This is a genomic window from Paenibacillus sp. OAS669 (assembly GCF_014873645.1).
Lineage (GTDB): Bacteria > Bacillota > Bacilli > Paenibacillales > NBRC-103111 > Paenibacillus_S > Paenibacillus_S vulneris.
Map to the genome: position 1 here is coordinate 550,814 of NZ_JADBDR010000003.1, position 18,714 is coordinate 569,527.

At 47.8% G+C, this 18,714-nt stretch carries 22 protein-coding genes; 19 read left to right on the top strand and 3 right to left on the bottom strand.

Going from position 1 to position 18,714, the window contains the following annotated elements:
* Nucleotides 1–16: 16 nt before the first annotated feature.
* The 6 genes from GGC63_RS10345 to GGC63_RS10370 are packed head-to-tail and all read left to right on the top strand — an operon-like array spanning nucleotide 17 to nucleotide 5,125.
* A complete protein-coding gene (locus GGC63_RS10345; protein WP_192702212.1) occupies nucleotides 17–1,015 on the top strand; it encodes an ABC transporter permease in 999 nt (332 codons plus the stop codon).
* Nucleotides 1,016–1,018: 3 nt separating this feature from the next.
* Nucleotides 1,019–2,164 (top strand): ABC transporter permease, encoded by a 1,146-nt coding sequence (locus tag GGC63_RS10350; protein ID WP_192702213.1) that lies wholly within the window; start codon nucleotides 1,019–1,021, stop codon nucleotides 2,162–2,164.
* Nucleotides 2,165–2,183: 19 nt separating this feature from the next.
* Complete coding sequence (locus GGC63_RS10355; protein WP_192702214.1) at nucleotides 2,184–3,245, top strand: ABC transporter ATP-binding protein; 1,062 nt, start codon at nucleotides 2,184–2,186, stop codon at nucleotides 3,243–3,245.
* The gene (locus GGC63_RS10360) at nucleotides 3,220–4,248 is read left to right on the top strand and encodes an ABC transporter ATP-binding protein (protein WP_192702215.1); all 1,029 of its coding nucleotides are present in this window, start codon (nucleotides 3,220–3,222) and stop codon (nucleotides 4,246–4,248) included. The genes GGC63_RS10355 and GGC63_RS10360 overlap by 26 nt, the downstream gene beginning before the upstream one ends.
* 4 nt (nucleotides 4,249–4,252) lie before the next feature.
* Nucleotides 4,253–4,816 (top strand): HAD family hydrolase, encoded by a 564-nt coding sequence (locus GGC63_RS10365; RefSeq protein WP_192702216.1) that lies wholly within the window; start codon nucleotides 4,253–4,255, stop codon nucleotides 4,814–4,816.
* Nucleotides 4,817–4,849: 33 nt separating this feature from the next.
* Complete coding sequence (locus GGC63_RS10370) at nucleotides 4,850–5,125, top strand: Gfo/Idh/MocA family oxidoreductase (protein ID WP_192702217.1); 276 nt, start codon at nucleotides 4,850–4,852, stop codon at nucleotides 5,123–5,125.
* On the opposite strand, the gene GGC63_RS10375 is transcribed toward GGC63_RS10370, so the two are convergent.
* On the bottom strand, nucleotides 5,082–5,234 hold the full coding sequence (locus GGC63_RS10375) for a hypothetical protein (protein ID WP_192702280.1): 153 nt from the start codon (nucleotides 5,232–5,234) through the stop codon (nucleotides 5,082–5,084). The two genes, GGC63_RS10370 and GGC63_RS10375, sit on opposite strands and share 44 nt — an antisense overlap.
* A 229-nt stretch (nucleotides 5,235–5,463) precedes the next feature.
* Between GGC63_RS10375 and GGC63_RS10380 the strand changes: the two genes are divergently transcribed.
* The 6 genes from GGC63_RS10380 to GGC63_RS10405 all read left to right on the top strand — a co-directional run bounded on the left by GGC63_RS10380 (nucleotide 5,464) and on the right by GGC63_RS10405 (nucleotide 10,809).
* A complete protein-coding gene (locus GGC63_RS10380; RefSeq protein ID WP_192702218.1) occupies nucleotides 5,464–5,928 on the top strand; it encodes a hypothetical protein in 465 nt (154 codons plus the stop codon).
* 424 nt (nucleotides 5,929–6,352) lie between these two features.
* Entirely contained in the window at nucleotides 6,353–6,712 is a 360-nt protein-coding gene (locus GGC63_RS10385; RefSeq protein ID WP_192702219.1) for an MmcQ/YjbR family DNA-binding protein, read from the top strand.
* A gap of 359 nt (nucleotides 6,713–7,071) precedes the next feature.
* Entirely contained in the window at nucleotides 7,072–7,644 is a 573-nt protein-coding gene (locus tag GGC63_RS10390; protein ID WP_192702220.1) for a hypothetical protein, read from the top strand.
* A 111-nt stretch (nucleotides 7,645–7,755) separates the two neighbouring features.
* Nucleotides 7,756–8,196 carry a VOC family protein gene (locus tag GGC63_RS10395; protein ID WP_192702221.1) on the top strand — a complete coding sequence of 147 codons (441 nt, stop codon included), beginning with the start codon at nucleotides 7,756–7,758 and terminating at the stop codon, nucleotides 8,194–8,196.
* 162 nt (nucleotides 8,197–8,358) lie between these two features.
* A complete protein-coding gene (locus GGC63_RS10400) occupies nucleotides 8,359–10,368 on the top strand; it encodes a S9 family peptidase (protein WP_192702222.1) in 2,010 nt (669 codons plus the stop codon).
* Between the two features lie 39 nt (nucleotides 10,369–10,407).
* On the top strand, nucleotides 10,408–10,809 hold the full coding sequence (locus GGC63_RS10405; RefSeq protein WP_192702223.1) for a hypothetical protein: 402 nt from the start codon (nucleotides 10,408–10,410) through the stop codon (nucleotides 10,807–10,809).
* Between the two features lie 99 nt (nucleotides 10,810–10,908).
* On the opposite strand, the gene GGC63_RS10410 is transcribed toward GGC63_RS10405, so the two are convergent.
* Together GGC63_RS10410 and GGC63_RS10415 are read right to left on the bottom strand one after the other, a co-directional pair.
* Nucleotides 10,909–11,937, bottom strand: a complete 1,029-nt coding sequence (locus GGC63_RS10410; protein ID WP_192702224.1) for a DJ-1/PfpI family protein — start codon at nucleotides 11,935–11,937, stop codon at nucleotides 10,909–10,911.
* Nucleotides 11,909–12,589, bottom strand: a complete 681-nt coding sequence (locus tag GGC63_RS10415) for a DUF2306 domain-containing protein (protein ID WP_192702225.1) — start codon at nucleotides 12,587–12,589, stop codon at nucleotides 11,909–11,911. Before GGC63_RS10415 ends, GGC63_RS10410 begins: the two co-directional genes overlap by 29 nt.
* Nucleotides 12,590–12,851: 262 nt before the next feature.
* Here GGC63_RS10415 and GGC63_RS10420 point away from each other — a divergent pair, with 262 nt between their 5' ends.
* The 7 genes from GGC63_RS10420 to ant(6) all read left to right on the top strand — a co-directional run bounded on the left by GGC63_RS10420 (nucleotide 12,852) and on the right by ant(6) (nucleotide 18,615).
* Complete coding sequence (locus GGC63_RS10420) at nucleotides 12,852–13,547, top strand: response regulator transcription factor (RefSeq protein ID WP_192702226.1); 696 nt, start codon at nucleotides 12,852–12,854, stop codon at nucleotides 13,545–13,547.
* A complete protein-coding gene (locus tag GGC63_RS10425; RefSeq protein ID WP_192702227.1) occupies nucleotides 13,544–14,641 on the top strand; it encodes a sensor histidine kinase in 1,098 nt (365 codons plus the stop codon). The genes GGC63_RS10420 and GGC63_RS10425 overlap by 4 nt, the downstream gene beginning before the upstream one ends.
* Nucleotides 14,642–14,934: 293 nt before the next feature.
* Entirely contained in the window at nucleotides 14,935–15,741 is an 807-nt protein-coding gene (locus tag GGC63_RS10430; RefSeq protein ID WP_192702228.1) for an AraC family transcriptional regulator, read from the top strand.
* Between the two features lie 82 nt (nucleotides 15,742–15,823).
* On the top strand, nucleotides 15,824–16,792 hold the full coding sequence (locus tag GGC63_RS10435; protein ID WP_192702229.1) for a proline dehydrogenase family protein: 969 nt from the start codon (nucleotides 15,824–15,826) through the stop codon (nucleotides 16,790–16,792).
* Between the two features lie 118 nt (nucleotides 16,793–16,910).
* Nucleotides 16,911–17,399 (top strand): NUDIX hydrolase, encoded by a 489-nt coding sequence (locus GGC63_RS10440; protein ID WP_318781022.1) that lies wholly within the window; start codon nucleotides 16,911–16,913, stop codon nucleotides 17,397–17,399.
* 15 nt (nucleotides 17,400–17,414) lie between these two features.
* Nucleotides 17,415–17,588 carry an ATP-binding protein gene (locus tag GGC63_RS10445; protein WP_225948115.1) on the top strand — a complete coding sequence of 58 codons (174 nt, stop codon included), beginning with the start codon at nucleotides 17,415–17,417 and terminating at the stop codon, nucleotides 17,586–17,588.
* Nucleotides 17,589–17,760: 172 nt separating this feature from the next.
* Complete coding sequence (ant(6), locus tag GGC63_RS10450; RefSeq protein WP_192702232.1) at nucleotides 17,761–18,615, top strand: aminoglycoside 6-adenylyltransferase; 855 nt, start codon at nucleotides 17,761–17,763, stop codon at nucleotides 18,613–18,615.
* The last annotated feature ends 99 nt before the right edge of the window (nucleotides 18,616–18,714 follow it).

Here is an 18,714-nt window from a genome sequence, read left to right on the forward strand (position 1 = left end):
AAAAGAGGGAGAACGGATGCTGCGATATATCGTACGAAGATGCCTGCTCATGATTCCTGTCGTATTTGTGATCTCCGTGATCGTTTTTTACATCATACAGCTTCCTCCGGGCGACTTCGTCTCGACTTATGCCGCCAAAATGGCAGCGGCAGGAGATGTCATGACAACGGAGGATATGGCGCGAATGAGAGCGCAATATGGTCTGGACCAGCCCTGGTTTATTCAATACTTTTACTGGGCCAAAAATATTATTCTGCACTTTGACTTCGGGTACTCCTACAATTTCAACAAGCCGGTGACGGCAGTCATCGGACAATATTTGCCCCTGACTTTGATCGTTTCCTTGGTTACCATGGCCTTCACTTATCTAATTGCAATTCCTGTAGGCATTTACAGTGCTATTAAGCAGTACACCGTAGGAGATTACATCTTCACGGCCATTGGGTTTCTGGGAATGGCAACGCCCCACTTCTTGCTGGCGGTTATTTTGATGTACCTCTCCTATGTGTATCTAGGAGATCCGCTGCTCGGACTCTTCTCCGAAGAACATGCCAACAGCGCCTGGTCGGTTGCGAAGGTGCTCGACCTGCTCAAGCATATGGTCATCCCGATCATCGTCATCGGCATGGCAAGTACCGCCGAGCTTATGCGTGTCATGAGAGGACAGATGCTGGAGGAGATCAATAAGCCCAACGTGGTAACGGCCCGAGCCAAAGGCTTGCCGGAGATGAAGATCATACTGAAATATCCGACCCGTGCTGCGATCAATCCCATTATCAGCACCATCGGCTGGTCATTGACCCATATCTTTACCGGATCCACCATCACGGCGATTGTACTGAACCTTCCGCTGCAAGGACCCGTTATGTATAACGCATTGCTTGCACAAGACATGTATTTGGCAGGGACATGGTTGTTTTTCATGGCCATTTTGACCGTGTTCGGAACATTGATTTCGGATATTCTGCTTGCTTGGCTTGATCCGAAAATCCGGACGGAATATCGAGGTGCGTAGCGAATGAAAACGATACTCAAACATCCGACCCAGCTTTTCGGCAGACGCAAGGCGAAGGCTGCGACCGAGGAATATTACAGCTCGCAGTGGCGCTTAATGTACAAGAAATTCAAGAAGCATAAGCTGGCTCGCGTGAGCTTGGTCTTCCTGCTGGTATTATACGTCGTTGCCCTATTCGCCCCATTTATCGCCCCGCAGGGGCTCCTGAGCTATGACAGCCAGTATATTAATACGGCACCTATGGCGGTAAGGTGGATTGATGCGGAAGGGAAGTTTCATCTGCAGCCGTTTGTGTACGGGCTTAAATCGAGCAGGGATCCGGTCACCCTCCGCAAAATATATGTGGACGATACGCAAGTCAAATACCCCGTCAGGCTGTTCGTAGAGGGAGAGAGCTACAAGCTGTGGGGGTTCATTCCCACGAATAAACATCTGTTCGGGGTGGATCCGCCCGGAAAGCTGTTCCTGTTCGGCACGGACGGCATGGGACGTGACCTGTTCTCCAGAATTGTGCTCGGCAGCCAAATTTCATTAAGCATTCCGCTGGTCGGCGTAACCATCAGCTTCATCCTGGGCATTGTGATCGGCGGCATATCCGGATACTTCGGCGGCCTGCTCGACTCCATTATCCAGAGACTAATCGAAATCATCCGCTCCTTTCCGACGCTTCCGCTCTGGATGGCGCTCTCTGCCGCCATTCCGCCCAGAATCCCGGTCGTTCAAATGTATTTTTATATCACGATCATCCTCGCATTTATCGACTGGACGGGTCTCGCCCGGGTTGTACGAAGCAAATTCATTTCCTTAAAGAATGAAGATTACGTTATGGCGGCCAAAATCTCCGGGGTACGCAATATGAAAATTATCCGGGTGCACCTGGTACCGGGCTTCATCAGTTACCTGGTCGTAGCCGCTACGTTAGCGATCCCGTCCATGATTCTGGGCGAAACCGCGATGAGCTTTCTGGGTCTCGGCATCCGTTCGCCGGCCACAAGCTGGGGCGTGCTGCTGCAGGAGGCACAGCAAATTGAGAATGTCGCCTTATACCCTTGGAAGCTGATCCCGCTGGGCACGGTCATCCTTACGGTGCTTGCCTACAATTTCGTGGGCGACGGCTTGCGCGATGCCGCCGATCCTTATAAGAAATAATGGAAGTGAGGGAAAACCTATGACGGCACATCAGACGGACCCCGGGTCGCCTCTGCTCACCGTTCAAGATCTGAAGATTCACATCCGTATGGATGCCGGCACACTGGCTGCTGTTGACGGTGTGGACTTTGAAATCAAGAAGGGGAAAACGTTAGGCTTGGTCGGAGAGTCGGGCTGCGGCAAGAGTTTGACCAGCAGGGCGATTATTGCTATCAATCCGAAGGAGTGTGAAACTTCCGGCAGCATTGTGTTCCACGGGGGTGCGGCCCCTTCGGCGAAGCCGGCCGATCTGCTGCAGATGGATCCGAAGGGAAGGCAAATTCGAGCGATACGCGGCAAGCGGATTTCTATGATTTTTCAGGAGCCGATGACCGCCTTCTCTCCGATGTACACCATCGGCAATCAGATTATGGAGGCCATTCTGACGCACCGCACGAAGAATAAGCGTGAGGCCAAGCAGATTGCCCTGGAGATGCTGCGCAAGGTAGGCATATCCGACGAGGAGAAGCGATTCGAGCAGTTTCCTCATGAATTCTCAGGTGGTATGCGGCAGCGGGCGATGATTGCGATGTCGCTGTCCTGCAATCCGGAGCTGCTCATCGCCGACGAACCGACGACGGCCCTTGACGTTACGATTCAAGCCCAAGTGCTCGAATTAATGAAGGAGCTGCAGAAGGAGTTCGGCATGGCGATACTGCTCGTTACCCATGATCTCGGGATCATCGCAGAGATGTGTGACGAGGTGGCGGTCATGTATTTAGGCAAAATAGTGGAGCAGGCCCCAGTGAAGGAAATTTTCAATAATCCGAAGCATCCGTATACCAAAGGACTGCTGCATTCCATGCCGAAGCTTGGACGCAAAAATAAGCGACTGGAGTCGATAGAAGGCACGGTGCCGCTTGCCCTGAATATGCCGCAGATGTGCGGATTTTATGACCGGTGCAAGGACCGGATACCCGGTTTATGCGACAAGAAGGCTGTACCGTTAACCCAAATCGATGCCGATCATACCGTCCGTTGTTTTCTATATAACGAGCAGGGGGTGGAGGTACGCTATGCCCAAGACGATACTGCAGGTTAATCGGCTTACGAAGCATTTTGAAGGGAAAAAGAGCTTGTTCGGCTTTCGCAAGCATGCCCCCGTACGCGTCGTGTCGGATATTTCTTTTGAGCTTCGGGAAGGCGAGACGTTCAGCATCGTCGGTGAATCCGGCTGCGGCAAAACGACGCTGGGCCGATGTATCGTCCGCGGCATCGATGCGACGTCCGGCGAGGTGATCTATTATCCCGAGCAAGGAACGAAGCGCGACTTCCTTAAGCTGAAGGGCGAGGAATATAATAACTACCGCAAGGACATTCAGATGATTTTTCAGGATCCGTACTCCTCATTAAGTCCGAGAATGAGCGTTTTTAATATTATCAGCGAGCCCTTAACGGCCGACGGGAAACTGAGCAAGGCGGAGGTAAGGGAACGGGTTACGGAAATTGCTGAAAAAACAGGCTTAAACGTCAGCTATCTGGAACGTTATCCCCATGCGTTCTCCGGAGGACAGCGGCAGAGAATCGCCATTGCCCGGGCACTCGCCAGCCGGCCTAGGTTGGTCGTTTGCGATGAAGCGGTATCGGCGCTCGACGTGTCCATCCAAGCGCAAATCATTAACCTGCTCAAGGACTTGCAGGAGCAATACAAAATTACTTACATCTTTATTTCCCACGACCTCAGTGTCGTCGAGCATATTTCGGACCGCGTCGCCGTGATGCATCTAGGAAAAATCGTCGAGCTGGCACCGGCCAATTCGATTTTTGCAAGCCCGGGGCATCCGTATACGGAAGCTTTGCTATCCGCTGTTCCTCTACCGGATCCGAACATCCGCAAGGAACGGATTATTTTGGAGGGAGAAGTGCCGAACCCTGCCAAACCGCCGAGCGGCTGCCATTTTCACCCGAGATGTTCCTACAAAACGGAGAAATGCGTCACCGACGAACCGGTCGTACGCGAGATTGCGGATCAGCACTACGTGTCCTGCCATTATGCGGGAGAACTTGCATTGAAAGGCGTAAATACTTACGAGAAGGTGGATTAGAAGCATGGAGCCTAAAAAAATCATTGTATTTCTCGACAGCGGAGACACGATCATTGATGAGGGCACGGAAATCCGGGACGAACATGACGTCGTGATCCGGGCGAACGTAATCCCGGGGGCGGATCTCATGGTCAGAACGCTTGCCGAACGCGGATATACCTTGGCCCTGGTGGCGGACGGGCTGGCTCAATCGTTTAAGAACATGTTCATCCAGAACGGGATTTATGATGAGTTCACGGCGATGATTTATTCGGAAACGATTAAAGCCTCCAAACCGAGCCCGAGAATGTTCAAGGCTGCCATGGGGGCACTTGATCTGCAGGAGAGGGACCGGTCACGGATCGTCATGGTGGGGAACAACCTTAGCCGTGACATCAAGGGCGCCAACCAAATGGGGTTCACGAGCGTGTTCCTGGATTGGACGCCGAGATATCCCAAGCAGCCTGCCGATGAGAGTGAGCGGCCTGATTACACGATCCATATGCCGATGGAATTGATCGATCTTGTCGAACGATTAAATGAGGAATATGTGGAAGCGGAGCAAAGGAGGGGAAGCAGTGAGCGATAAACCTCGGAAAGCGGGATCATCGGCTTGGGGAGAATGGCCAACGGTCACATTCGGAATTTACTAAGCCTGGAGGGGACGATTATTGCCGCTATCTGTGACGTGAATGAATCGGCGGTGAAGAGCAAAGGAGAGGAGCTCGGACTGCCGGAGCATAAACGGTATCGGAAGTACGAAATCTTAAAAAATTGCATCGAAGCGGGAAAGCCGGTCCTGTCGGAAAAGCCGTTTACCCGCACGATGGAAGAGGCGGAGGAGCTTCTTTGCATTATACCGCGAACGCTGCGTACCGTGCATGATCGGGTTCACTGACGGCGTGGGCTACATGGACTTCTTGTGCTATATCTACGCCAACAACCAGATGATGAACGGAAATGTTTTCTATAAGTTGATTTTGCTTCTCCTGTACCTTAAACTTCATGATAGAGCGACCTCCTGGATGGGCTTTTTGAGGCTTTTGACCTCGTGCGTAACCCCATCGTACTGAGGCGCTCGTTTTTCGTTTTACAGGAATTCAAACGGGTACGCTACTTTTATACAACATGACGGCAGCTGGCCAACAACGGATGCCACTTCGCATCTAAAGGTAGGAGTGTTCAACATCCCGAATAGTTAGACGAAAGCTAATATTGCCAATAAGGTGAAACTGCATGGACAAAGCGGAAAGAAAATTTAGAATCGAACAATTAAAAAGAAAAATAAAAAATGAAGTGCATAGTAATGGCTTGTTTCATGAATGTATTGATGCATTAGGTGATAATACACGTATTTATAGTTTGAATGAATCAGTTAGAGTTGTTGCCATGTTAACTATGTCGTTCCCTTTTACGAAATGGGGGCGGATCGACTGGGAATCAGTGGAACGCAAAATAACCATTCATGATATTGATGAAATAAGACGATTAACTGAATTTGAAAACGAAAACGAGTTATTAATTATTTGGGATGAAATGAATTTACCAGTTGTAGAAAGCACATTGCAAAAGATTATTGAGAATATGGATGATGTTGAGGTAGTTGGATTTAATACATGGATAGTAAACATGGAAATGAACAAAATCATTGAAATACACCATGAAGGTCAGATTACTATTGGAATTCACACTAGAGAGTAACCTTTCTGAGGTTCACAACTGCTGAACAAAGTAATTTAAGTTAATACGCTGATTAATTTCGTAATCGAACAATCAAAGATTCAACTGGGTTTTTTTGTAATATTCCTCATAGATTTGATCGAATTTGTCATTGGGCCCAGACACATGTGAACCTCCTTTGTTTTCACATAGGATTAGACACCTAAAACTTACAAATAGCCACAATAAACAAAAAAATTATTAGCCCTATTATCCGTCATTTGCGAAAGTATTTGAGCGATGAAAAAAAGTTGGAGTCCACCATTCATCCCCATTCAGGTGAACCCGTGAAAAAGAGACGTTCCCTGCGTGCGTTAGGGAGTTGATTTTGATAATATTCCATATAGGAAGGAAAAGGGGATTCCCGGCTTCCTGAACAGATGGACGAACGAGGTGGAACGTGCCCATGAATCATGAACAAATAATTGAGATAGGACTCAGCTACTACGGTACAAGCCTGCGGTATCCCTTCGACCCGCATATGCCGGTTCTGTATGTTCGTAACAAAATGTTCGCTCTGCTTGGCAACCAACAGGGCAAGGAGATCGTTAACCTGAAGACGTCACCAGAGGAAGCTTGGTTGCAGCGCGAAAGCTATCCAGGGTCAGTCATTCCCGGATACCACATGAACAAGAAACATTGGAATACGGTCATCCTGGACGGCTCGGTTCCTGATGACGTCATTGTAACGATGCTTAGGGAATCCTACCAGCTCGTCGTCGACAAGCTTCCGAAATCGGAACGGCAAGGACTTATCGGAATGTAGTTATAATTGAAAACATAGGAGAGGGGTTTGCTTCAGGCAGAGCTCCTCTTTTTTCTTTTATGCTTGATACGTGGTCATTTCAAATTGTTTAACAAAAATGATAAAATTAGGTAAACAATTGGATTTGCGGTTTTCATTATCGTATAGAATCCGAATTCGGATTCAGTAAATGGGGGAATAACTTGACAATAATCCCCAATTGATAGAGGTACTTTTTTAGTCATTGGATTAATTCTAGAAGGTTTAGAGATTATGCTGAGCTTAAAGAAGCATTCCAGAAAAATCGATTGAACTATCTTTAAGCCATCGGAAGACGCAGCCAAACGAGACAAAGAATAATCAGGATTAGAAGGTGTAGAATGAAGGCCGCCTTAATTTCCACTTTGATGGTAGCTCTGTTGTGTTTAAGCTTCTTTGCTTTTTTTATTTATGTCGTTTTCATTGATGATGAAATCGGGCCGTTTAATGTACATGATATTTCTGCGGATGAATCAGAGCTTCAAATCGCAACCGATTTGAGCATAGGCAAAGGGACCCGTCTTTTGAAGACAATAACTCTGCATAATCAAATTTATTCTTTATTTGAAGCTCAGCCGGGAGAAATTGGGATTGCGGCGTTTACACCCATTGCAAAGAAAGACAGGTTCAAGTTCGAAGCAGCTACTTATTCCGATAACCTAATCCAAGCGAAACCTATTATGGTAAATGGGAACGCAGGTGTTGTCGTTGGGATTAGTAAGAAATCCCCAATCCATCATTTGACCGTTATGAAAGCTCAAGAATCTATTGAGAAAAAACTTACGACAGAGCAAGATTCTTTAGAAATAATTCATTTCAAATCCCCTCTATCCTCTGATGAAATACTAGTCGTAGGCTACGATATTTCAGGAAACGAACTAGCCAGAACGATGGTAAAGGCTGAAGCTCAATAAAGCTATCGATTATCAAAAATTCCTAAATGAATGCACTATAAAAAGGAAAATATTGGATCAACCTCGAATATTGATATAGGAGTCGATTCGAAAACCGAGAGGAGAAGCAAAATGAGTGAACAAACCGTTGAAAAAAGAACCCAGCCTTACATTATGGATCTAATGACACTGTATCTTCCGGCAAAAAATCCATACCATACAGCAAAATGGTATGTCGACGTTTTCGGATTTGATCCTAATGCCTCCAAGCATTCCCCCCTCCAACCCGATACGGATTTAGTCGTACTTCATACCGCAACTGGCTTAACGCTGTTTTTTATTCAGTCGGAAGATCAATTATCATTGAGCTTTAATAACAAAGATGGGTATAATCACGCGGTTCTCCTCTTTAGGGTCAAAAACTCAGAAATAGAAGACATTTATAAGCGAATGAAAGAACTCGGCGTAGAAATAGCTTCGGATGGAATTAACGATCGCGGCGGGTGTGGAAGGGAAATAGCATTTTACGATCCGGATGGACGGAAAATAGAGCTAAACACGTACGGTACCTAAAGGTGATGCTAAGGGAAACGATAACTCAATAAAACGTAGCGCGGTTGCGGTCATGAAACAGCAGCCGCGTATTACTTTCACCGCTTATACGGTAGACGCAAATTCCTTAAATTTTTCTCACTGAGTGTCGGATAGTGGACGCATAAAAGGGAGGTAGCTCTAGTGAATAACGAGGGCTTGTCATGGATAGATGGACTTCTTACAATGCACTATTACCAATATCTCGAGCTTATTATTTCACCCTGCGATACGGAACTGCTTGTTGTCTTTGGGAATAGCGATATGCCGCATGAAGAATACGCACTGGAGGAGCGAAATCGATCCATATGGAAGCTGGATTCACATGGCGAGGCGTATCAATTAACGGGGCATGAGGAGCAGGATTCACATAGTCCGTGTTACTCTCCGGACGGCAATACCATTGCCTATCTTTCTAAGAAGTCTGGTAAGAAAGAAATATGGCTGATGGACAAACATGGGGAGAACAAGCGCCAATTAACATGTTCCAATTTCGAAGGCCCGGATCCTTTTAATGGTTCTATGTTGAGCTGGTCTCCGGATCACAGATATATATTGTATACGGCTTTGCCGAATGGAAGCAGGTATGGTCAAAATATCGTTCAACGACGAATGGGTAATCGTGAAAAGATTGAAGTTATTTCCGAACCGTCCGATGAAGTAATCCTTTCGCAAAAGAGATTAAAAGATTTAGTATCGACCCTATATAGAGTAGATATAGAAACCGGCCAAACGGAGCCGATATTTACTTTAAAGGGTACTGTAAACAAGCTTCTTGGCTGGTTTGACGATAAGGTCCTACTCATTAAGCACGGAAATGTTCTAAAGCGGGTTCACATCGAAAGTAAAGAGGTCAGTGAAGTATATTCGGGAAGAGCGGACCTTGTCAAATTACTAAATTCCGGCGGGCTCTTATTTGCCAACCTATCTTCCTCGAATGAAGTTGAAATCACATCGTTCTTTGATGGAAAGGTGATTCCAAAAGGGAGAGTAAGTCTGCCTGGCAATAGTAGACTTCATTGCTGGTCGCATGACGGATCAAAGCTTTATGTTTCCTCACAGCAGGGCGTATCCAATATACTATACTCGGTGGATGTCGATGAGCTATCCCTCTACCCAATTACTGCCCAAAATCATGTCGTTCACAGTTATTACCACCCGTCGGGACCGGTAAGCTTTAACAATCAAATAGGTGTCGTGTTTCCCTATAGTGCTCCGAAAGAACCTGCTGAGCTTCATATTGCGGAAGCGGGTTCAATTGAGAAAATTAGTAATTTTCACGGGATCTATCTGCCTCTAAACCTCTCTGACGTTAGGGTTATCCAATATCCAAGTGAAGGCTGGGAAATAGAAAGCATTCTTGTTCTGCCGAGGGATTATCAGCCTGGACATAAATATCCTGCTTTAATTTATTTGCACGGAGGCCCGGAATTCTATGTAGAGGCAAGTTTTACAGAGCTTCTTTCCGCGCGCGCTCAAAGTGCTGCCCACTTTCTGGCGGCTAACGGTTATGCCGTTTTATTGCCCAATTTCCGCGGCAGTGAAGGATATGGGGATGAGCATAAAAATCAGCTTGGCAGCTACCAAATGATGAGAAATCCTTATCATGATGTTATGGCGGCAGTAAATTACCTTATACAAGAAAATATCGCCGATCCTGACAAACTGGGTATTTACGGTACCAGCTTTGGTGCAAATCTAACTGCTTGGACGATATCCCATACTAACTGTTTTAAAGGTGCTGTCAGCGTTATCGGTGTCTATGATAATCTGCATCATGACCGCAGCAACGGCCAGGCCTTTCATGCCCATCCACGATATAAGAATCGACTGGGGAACGCGGATCCAAATGCCATGTGGACAACACCCGACGTATACAAAGAGTTAGATTCCATCGAGCATATCTCTTCCATTAAGACTCCTTTATTGCTTATGGAAACAAGTGCGGAACGAAAGTATGGTCAAAATGCAAAACTACTGTTTAATGGCTTGCGATTTTACGATGTAGAATCCTATTTGGTATTCTATCCCCAAGCTTTCCATTCCGGCGGCTGGAACGATGAATATAAGAAGGACTACATGCTTCGATTAGTTGCCTGGTTTGATTATTGTTTAAAGGGGATTTCTTTGCCAGAATGGTTTAAGAACAATTAATTTAGCTTGGTTCTTGCCAGTGAATTGGGGAGTGAGCTTTTGAGCGTATGGAGAAAAAAAGCTGCCGAGTTATTCGATATTCAATTCGGGGCTAACCAACACCGAACCATTTATGATGTGTTTCAGACTCTTTTACAATTAGTAAAAGAAGCCCATCGGCTTGGTGATGAAGAACAGCTGAAGAAAATATATGAATATGCTGGGTGGTGTTCCGGTCAGCGAGCCAAACATTTATGGAATGCGGCTGGCGTATCCTTTTATGAGCATCTTGTAGATGATAAACTTACCTGCCAAGCAATTCCTTATCGGATAACGCCGGAGATCTTTTCAAAAGTGAAAAGCCTCTTTAAGTGGAGAATGAAGGACGATAAAGCTTATCAAGAATTAGTTGAAGAGTTTAACAGGGTAAATGGAACAAGCATTGAATATAAAGCTGAGTAATGCATTAGAATGAACCACACGGTATGGAACCACAATTATGATAAGCAATCAAGTATAAGCAAAGAGCAGCGTGCCCGAGGCAGCTGCTCCTGCTTTTTTTCAATATGTCCTTCGAATCCCCTGAACCTTCGAAGAGGGCAGCATGCCGGCTTTGGACAGCCCGGACAGTTGGTCCCCCTCTACGGTAACGTCAAATTTCAAATGAAGGCGCATCGGTTTTTTTATGCTAAGGGACCATGTCATATGGCTGTTCTGAATACGCAGGTCTGTCAGCTCCGTTAGTTCATCCCCTTGTTGAAATGTGCCTTGAACTGCTCCATTAACCTCGGTGAGTGTCATGACGATCGAAAATTTGCCGACAGGGGTGGAGATGGTCAAATCCCATGTTCCGGTAACGGTATCATCGGAGAGGCTCTCTGCTGTACTTAACCTCACGGAGGGAGACTTTTCTTTTCCTGAATCGCTCGATTTCATGAAGTTCATCGGCTCCAGCCCTGCTTCGGTCCAAACCGTCCCTCTGCGTTCGTATTCGAACAGCTTCTCTACCGCGTGAGCGACACGCGGGCCCAATTCGCGCTCCACCAAATACAAAGCCACATCAAGGCCCGATGTAACCCCTCCGCCAGTGACGAGCCGCCCGTCCACGACGACCCGGGCAGGTACAGGCTTGGCCCCCATTGCACCGAACGCTTCCATCCCCAGAACATGGGTAACAGCGTAACGCCCCTCTAACAATCCATCCATAGCGAGCAGCATAGCTCCCCCGCATACGGTAGAGACGGTCATGCTCTCATTGTTCATCGCTTGCCTAAGCAGCGGCATGAGCCCGCTCTCCTTGGCCTGAAGCAGCTGCGTTACAACCGCATCCGAACCCGCATCCTCCGGTCCAACCTTGCCCATGGCGCCTGGAACCAACAGGATACCGCCGCAATTCGGATCAATGAACCCACTAGCCGGCAGTCCGGGACCTTTCATGCCGCTTGGGACGATTCTCGCGCCTTCTGCGCTGTCGAAGTTCACATTCAAATGAATCCCGCTAAGCATGCCTGCAGCCATGAACACTTCATATGGACCGATGGCATCCATGAGATCAAAGCCGTCAAACAAGACGATTTGGATATTCAGCATTCGTATTCTCTCCCTTGGTGATTGTAATGGAATTCTTCCCGTTGATTCTAATCACAGCTTCTGCTGCTGCCAGCAAAAGCAGGATGCTTGCCAAGACACTGCACGTATAGGCTTTCTCATAGTCCCAACCAAGCCAATCGGAAAATACGATCAGGCACAGGTGGATGGAGAGGTTCGTAAAGCAAAAGGCGTAGCTTCGTATCATCCAATTGCGATGCTCGGCTATCCTTTTTCGTTTAATGGAGACAAAAGCCATCAGGGTGACGGCAAACCAAGCTATGTTCCACAGGTTGAACATGACACTGACGGTTTTCCCGCCTGTAGAATAAGGTGCCATATAGCCGGAGGTCAGCAAGACGGCAAGCACGCTGAACAAATACATGTATCCCGTCCATCGATGTACCTTTCGGTAATGCCGAAGCAGCCGATTGGAGAAATTAAGGGCGCCTGCCAATAAGGCAGCGGAAGCGAACAGGATGTGGACATCCAACACCGTGAGCCACGCCGGCATAGGAACGGTGCGCTTGAGACCGCTCTTGTGTGAAAGGAATTCCGCCGCACCAGGATCCCATACAAATCGATTCAAGATGGCCCAGAGAATCGATGCGACGGCCATCGCGATCATAACTCGATAAAGGCTTTTGCTATTCATTCAACTTCGCTCCCCTCAGCGGCAAGCGGTTATGACAAGTCGTCTTCCCATGTATCACATGAATCGTCCCCTTTGTATGCTGGATTTGCTGATGTCTGTAAGCATAACCCAAACCTGTTGCAAGACACGGGCTAAAACCATCACAAAACCATCACAAACCGGTCTCGAACGAATCATCACATGGGCTGCCGCAGAGGAAAATGATATACTGTCAATGTGAAAAAGCTGCATTATGCCGAAAACCGAAAAGGTTGTGATTTCTATGAATCAGCAGAAAACCATTATGGTCGTTGACGATGACATCCGTATCGTGGAGCTTATGAGGGACTTTTTGATAAACGACGGGTTTCACGTTATGACAGCGAAGGATGCGGATACCGCGCTGGCCTTATTCCATCGGCATCCGGCAGATTGCCTGATCGTGGACGTCATGATGCCTGGGCAGGATGGCTTCGAACTATGCAGGAAAATCCGCGAAACCAGCAATGTCCCGATCCTGTTTCTAAGCGCACGTGACGACGATATCCATAAGATCCGGGGGCTCGGCATCGGCGGCGACGACTACATTGTAAAGACAGCCTCTCCCGTCGAAGTGATTGCGCGAGTCAAGGCGGTTTTGCGCCGGATGGGCAATTCCGGGCAGGCCGCAGCCGAGAAGATTATTCATTACGGCAAGCTTCAGCTGAATTTGACTACCCGGGAGGTTTACGTGAGCGGAGACAAGGTATCTCTCACGCCCAAAGAATATGATGTATTCCGTTTGTTCGCCGAGCATCCTAGACAAGTGTTTACTTACGAACAGCTATTGGACCGGTTTTGGGACGGGATTGGGGATAAACATACCGTCCGGGTGCTTATGGCAAGATTACGTGAAAAAATTGAGGCCGAGCCCGACCAACCGCAGTATGTCACGAATGTGTGGGGAATCGGCTACCGGTTTGAGGGGAATCCGCTATGAAGGCGTTCAAGGTTCGTACGGTGCTGTTCTTTTCGTTGTTTATCATCTTAACCCTTGCCTGGCTTACTTACGTTATCGTTTATTTCGTCGAAACCAGGTCCATACAAATCGGTTCGGCGGATAGGGGACCAAGCCGGATCGGGATTTGGATGGCGTCGTCCGTCGGCTTGCTGCTTGCGGCTTTAGTGTTCGGCTACGGATTTCGCCGCTGGATTATTAAACCTTTGGAATCGATGGGCAGAGCTGCAAGGCAAATTGCGGAGGGAGATTTGGATATAACGCTGCCGCCTTCGGGAGTTCGTGAGATTACTGAAGTCCGCCAAGGCTTTGACATCATGGTAGCCGGGCTGCGTGAATCCGTTCAACGGCAAACGGCTCTTGAGGAGGAAAGACGATTTTTCATCGGTGCTATTGCACATGACTTGCGAACACCGCTGTTCGCCCTCAAAGGGTATTTGGACGGATTGGAGCTGAACATCGCCTCGAGCCCGGAGCAAATGAACCATTATGTGAAGGTATGCAAGGAGAAATCCAACCAGCTGGATCGGCTGGTCTCCGATCTTCTCGCTTTTGCCAAAACGGAGTACATGGAAACCGTACAGCAGGAAGAATCAATCGAGATTATCGATATTCTGCAGAAATCGGTTGATACCTTGCGTCATTTAGCCGAGTCCAAAAGGCTTTCCATTCAATTGGACCATCCGCCTGCCGGCTCAGGACAAGGAAGCTGTATTGGGGATGCTTATCTCCTGGAACGGGCCTTCAACAACCTGCTGGATAATGCGGTCAGGCATACGCCAAACCATGGTGTCATTTATGTGGGATGCTCTTATGATCGGGATAGAGCCGCGATAACCATCCGGGATTCGGGCCCCGGGATTCCGGAAGCCGATCTAGGTCGTGTATTCGATCCCTTGTACCGAGGCGAGTCGTCACGAAACCGGGAATCCGGCGGGACCGGTCTCGGATTAACGATCGCGAAGCGCATCTTCAGTGCTCATGGCGGGGATTTGACGGCTGGTAACCATCCGCAAGGGGGAGCGGTGGTTACAGGATGGATTCCCGCACAGCGGGATAGCTTGCACACAGCATGAATTTGCATGATTGTTAAGTGACGGTATAATTTGGGTATTTCATATGGAGCGTCCTGCTATGAATTTCAAGGTGTATGGAGTTTAAGAAGCGCAACACAGTTTACGATCGGTATAAAAAATACATCAGTCACACCGGACTATGAACTCTTTCTTTTGAGATCGCCCGGCGAACATAACTTGATTTCTTTTGATAGGAATCTCAATGGAAGCAGCCATTATGATAGTATATTAGGATAAAAGATGCATGAGCCAAGAGCCCCGCTTTAAGGGTCATTTCAATTCGGAGGTTGTATATGACGGATGTGATTTTTTACCGGGATGAGGCGCTGCCTTTTGTGGAAGCGAAGCAATGCCGCAGGAGCGATCTGGCGTATCAGAAGCATTTTCACGAGGAGTATTCCATCGGTCTCATTGATGAAGGAGAAACGCAGGCATGGTGTGACGGCGTCTTGCGGCTTGTAGAGACAGGGAGAATGATCAGCTTTCCGCCCCACATGCTGCACGCCTGCCATCCGGCGGATGATACGACATGGAAATACAAGATGCTGTTTATAAAACCGGAATGGTTCGCTGCTCTGGAGCTGCCTGACGCGGATCTTCTTCAGTTCCCGTTCCTGCTAGAAGCCGGGAAGAATGAAATTTGCAGCAAGCTGCTTAATCGCGTGGTGGAGGCAATGAGCCGAAGGGCTTCTCCGCTCGAGATCGAAACGGCGTTAATCGAGCTGGTGTGCGCATTAGTAAACAAGCACGCTTCCGATCTGACACACGAATCCTGCGGCATGCTGGAGCAGAAATACGTCAACCGGGCCAAGGAATATATTCAGGCGCATTATACGGATAAAATTACGCTTGAAATGCTGGAACGCGCAGCCGGGGTCAGCCGGTATCATCTTATTCGCTTGTTTAAGAAAAGCACTCACCTGCCGCCGCATGCATACCAAAATCTGCTGCGTATCAATCACGCCAAGCGGGAATTGAAACATGGACGGCCCATCGCCGATATTGCCGCGGATACCGGCTTTTATGACCAGAGCCATTTTGGAAAGGCTTTTGCCAAAATCGTAGGTACGACACCCCAAGCCTATGCGGTGTCGTCCTAGATCAGCGCAATTTTTTACAATCCGCCCTTCTGTCTTGTCTGTACACTATTTCTGTATAACAAGACGAGGGAGTGTCTAGTAAATGACAACGACGAATTTGGAACAACAGTTTGCCGAAGCGATGAAATCCATTGCCCGCCGACACGATTTGAAGTCTTACGTCGAGAAAACGCCGGCTATTTACCGGCTGCTGCAGCGTGCGGCAGCAAAGTATGTAGCTGGGGAGAAGCGGGAGGAGGGGCTGGAGGCCGGACAACGGCTGATGGAAAAAGGATATGCCGTCTCGCTCGAATATATCGGTGAAAATACGGCAGATGTTCAAGCCTGCGAAGCGGCAGCACTCGAGCTGTTGCGGCTCATTCAATCATTGGAGGAGCGGAAGCTGCCGGCTCGTGTATCGTTCGATCTTTCCCACATTGGCTTGTCTATAGACAGCGAGCTGGCGTATAAGCAGCTGGTGACATTAGCCTCACAAGCTCAACAGGCCGGCATCGAACTGTTTATAAGCATGGAGGAATCGGTCAAGACCGATTCGATCCTGCAGATTTATGAAAAGGCGGCGGCCGTTCATGGCAATATCGGCATCACGCTTCAGGCGCAATTGAACCGGACGCCTCAGGACTTGATCGGGCTGCAGTCTATCCCTGGCCGGGTCCGTATCGTGAAGGGGGCGTACCAGGAGCCGGAACAGCTCTCGATCCCGCGTTCGTCCGCTCTCAACGAGCGATATTTGCTGCTTGTAGAGCAGGCTGTACGCCAAGGCCACCGCGTGTCGATTGCCACCCATGACGAGGCTGTCATAAAGGAGATCATGCTGCGGGAATGGCTTCATGAGCCGGGGGTTGAGTTCGAGATGCTATACGGCATTCGGCCGGATTTGAGCAGCCAACTGAAACAGGCAGGCTATCCTGTGCGTATTTATTTGACCTATGGTCATGAGTGGTATTTGTACCTATGTCATCGGATTGCCGAATATCCTCCCAATCTGTTTCAGGCGATTCTAGATATTACGGGTTCCGGTGAAATAGATTCTGCGAAGGATTATGAGTAAAACGTGAGAAAAAGTCTATATTTTCGTTTGGAATTTATTTACTATTAGATTACGTAGGAAAATATCAGAAAAACCAACTGTTTTTTCTCGAGAAAAGGAGTGAATATTGTTGTTTTATGTGAACACCCGTGCCATAGTCGAGCGTGAACGCGATGGAAAAACCGAAATTCTAATCCAGACACGAAATAAGCCGAATGAACCGAAACAGCTGGAGCTGCCGGGAGGCAGGGTGGAAAAGTTTGAGTCATTGTTAGCCGCATTGCGCCGCGAAGTGAAAGAAGAAACCGGTTTGGATGTCACTTGGATTGAAGGGGAAGATACGCGAATCGATACGGACGGAATCAATCCTGATATTGTGGTGGAATGTGTTAAGCCATTTGCTGCGTATCAAACGATTAAAGGAGGAATCGATTCGGTTGGTTATTACTTTATTTGTAAGGCTGAGGGCGAACTGCTCGAAGAAGGCGACCATGCGCAAAAAGCGAGATGGATCACAGTAGAGGAACTGGCCGAGCGGATCTACAACGATCCGCTTCGGTTTATTAACATCGATTGTGCGGCTATCAAATTCTATTTGAAACACCGTATGAATGTCCTGCCCAATTAGCATTGAGTCAAGATGATGAGGGCTGCATTAGGGATACAGCTCAGGCAAGTTTCCAGACCTCGTCCCAGCGGCGGGACCGGTCTCGGGCTTGCGACCGCGCGGCAAAACATCCTTGCACACGGGGGACAGATTGAGGTGCAAAGCGTGGCGGGCAAGGGTTCGGTATTTACCATTTACTTGCCGATGTGATAGGCTGGATGGTTCATTTTTTGATAGAAAGAGGGAGGATATGACTTATGAAAATGCTGCTGGATAAATTATAACGTTTCCCATGGAGAACATCTGATGTCCTTCGAATTCGTGGACCGCCGTCCCGCATTTTTACATTTTGAACCCAAAAATAGGGGAGGCTTGATTCAAGATGAGAAGTGAGCAGGAAATGATGAAAATGCTTTTGGATTTTGCTATGAAGGATGATAGAATTCGATTGGTTACTTTGGAAGGATCACGTACCAACAAAAATATTCCCCCCGATCCATTTCAGGATTATGACATTTCTTACTTTGTAACCGAGATGGATTCCTTCAAGGAGAATGATCGGTGGCTCGATAGGTTTGGGAATCGTATCATGATGCAAAAGCCTGAGGATATGGAGCTTTTTCCATCAGAGCTGGGCAGTTGGTTTTCCTATTTAATTCATTTTGAAGACGGGAATAAAGTAGACCTGACCCTCATTCCAATCCATGAATGGGAGGATTATTTGACTAATAGCGACGGTTTGGTTGAGGTCTTGCTTGATAAGGATTATCGAATCCAGCAGGAAGTAATCGCCGATGACCGTCAATATTGGATTAAAAGGCCGACAGCAAGGGAATTTGATGACTGCTGCAACGAGTTCTGGATGGTATCTACTTACGTAGTAAAAGGGCTGGCGAGAAAGGAAATCCTTTTTGCCATTGACCATTTGCATGAGGTAGCCCGGCCTAATTTGTTGAGAATGATGGCTTGGCATATCGGATCGGAGTATGGATATACTTTTAGCGTGGGGAAGAACTATAAATTTATAGACCGGTATCTTCCGAAGGAAGATTGGGACAGCCTCCTGTCAACCTATTCTGGGAATGGGTATCAAGAAATGTGGAGGTCACTGTTCACTTGTTACGAGTTATTCAGAAAATATTCCAAAGCAGTATCGGAAAGTCTCGGATATAAGTATCCGGATTACGATGAAGCTATTTCTAAGTATACGGACAACATTTATTCTACATTGACGTGAGCAATGCTTATGGACCGCCCTCTTAACGGGCGGTTCAGGTTGTTGAAAAACCCTATCGTACAGGAAAATGCGAAAGGTGGTAGGTGGGGTGTCCCCTGG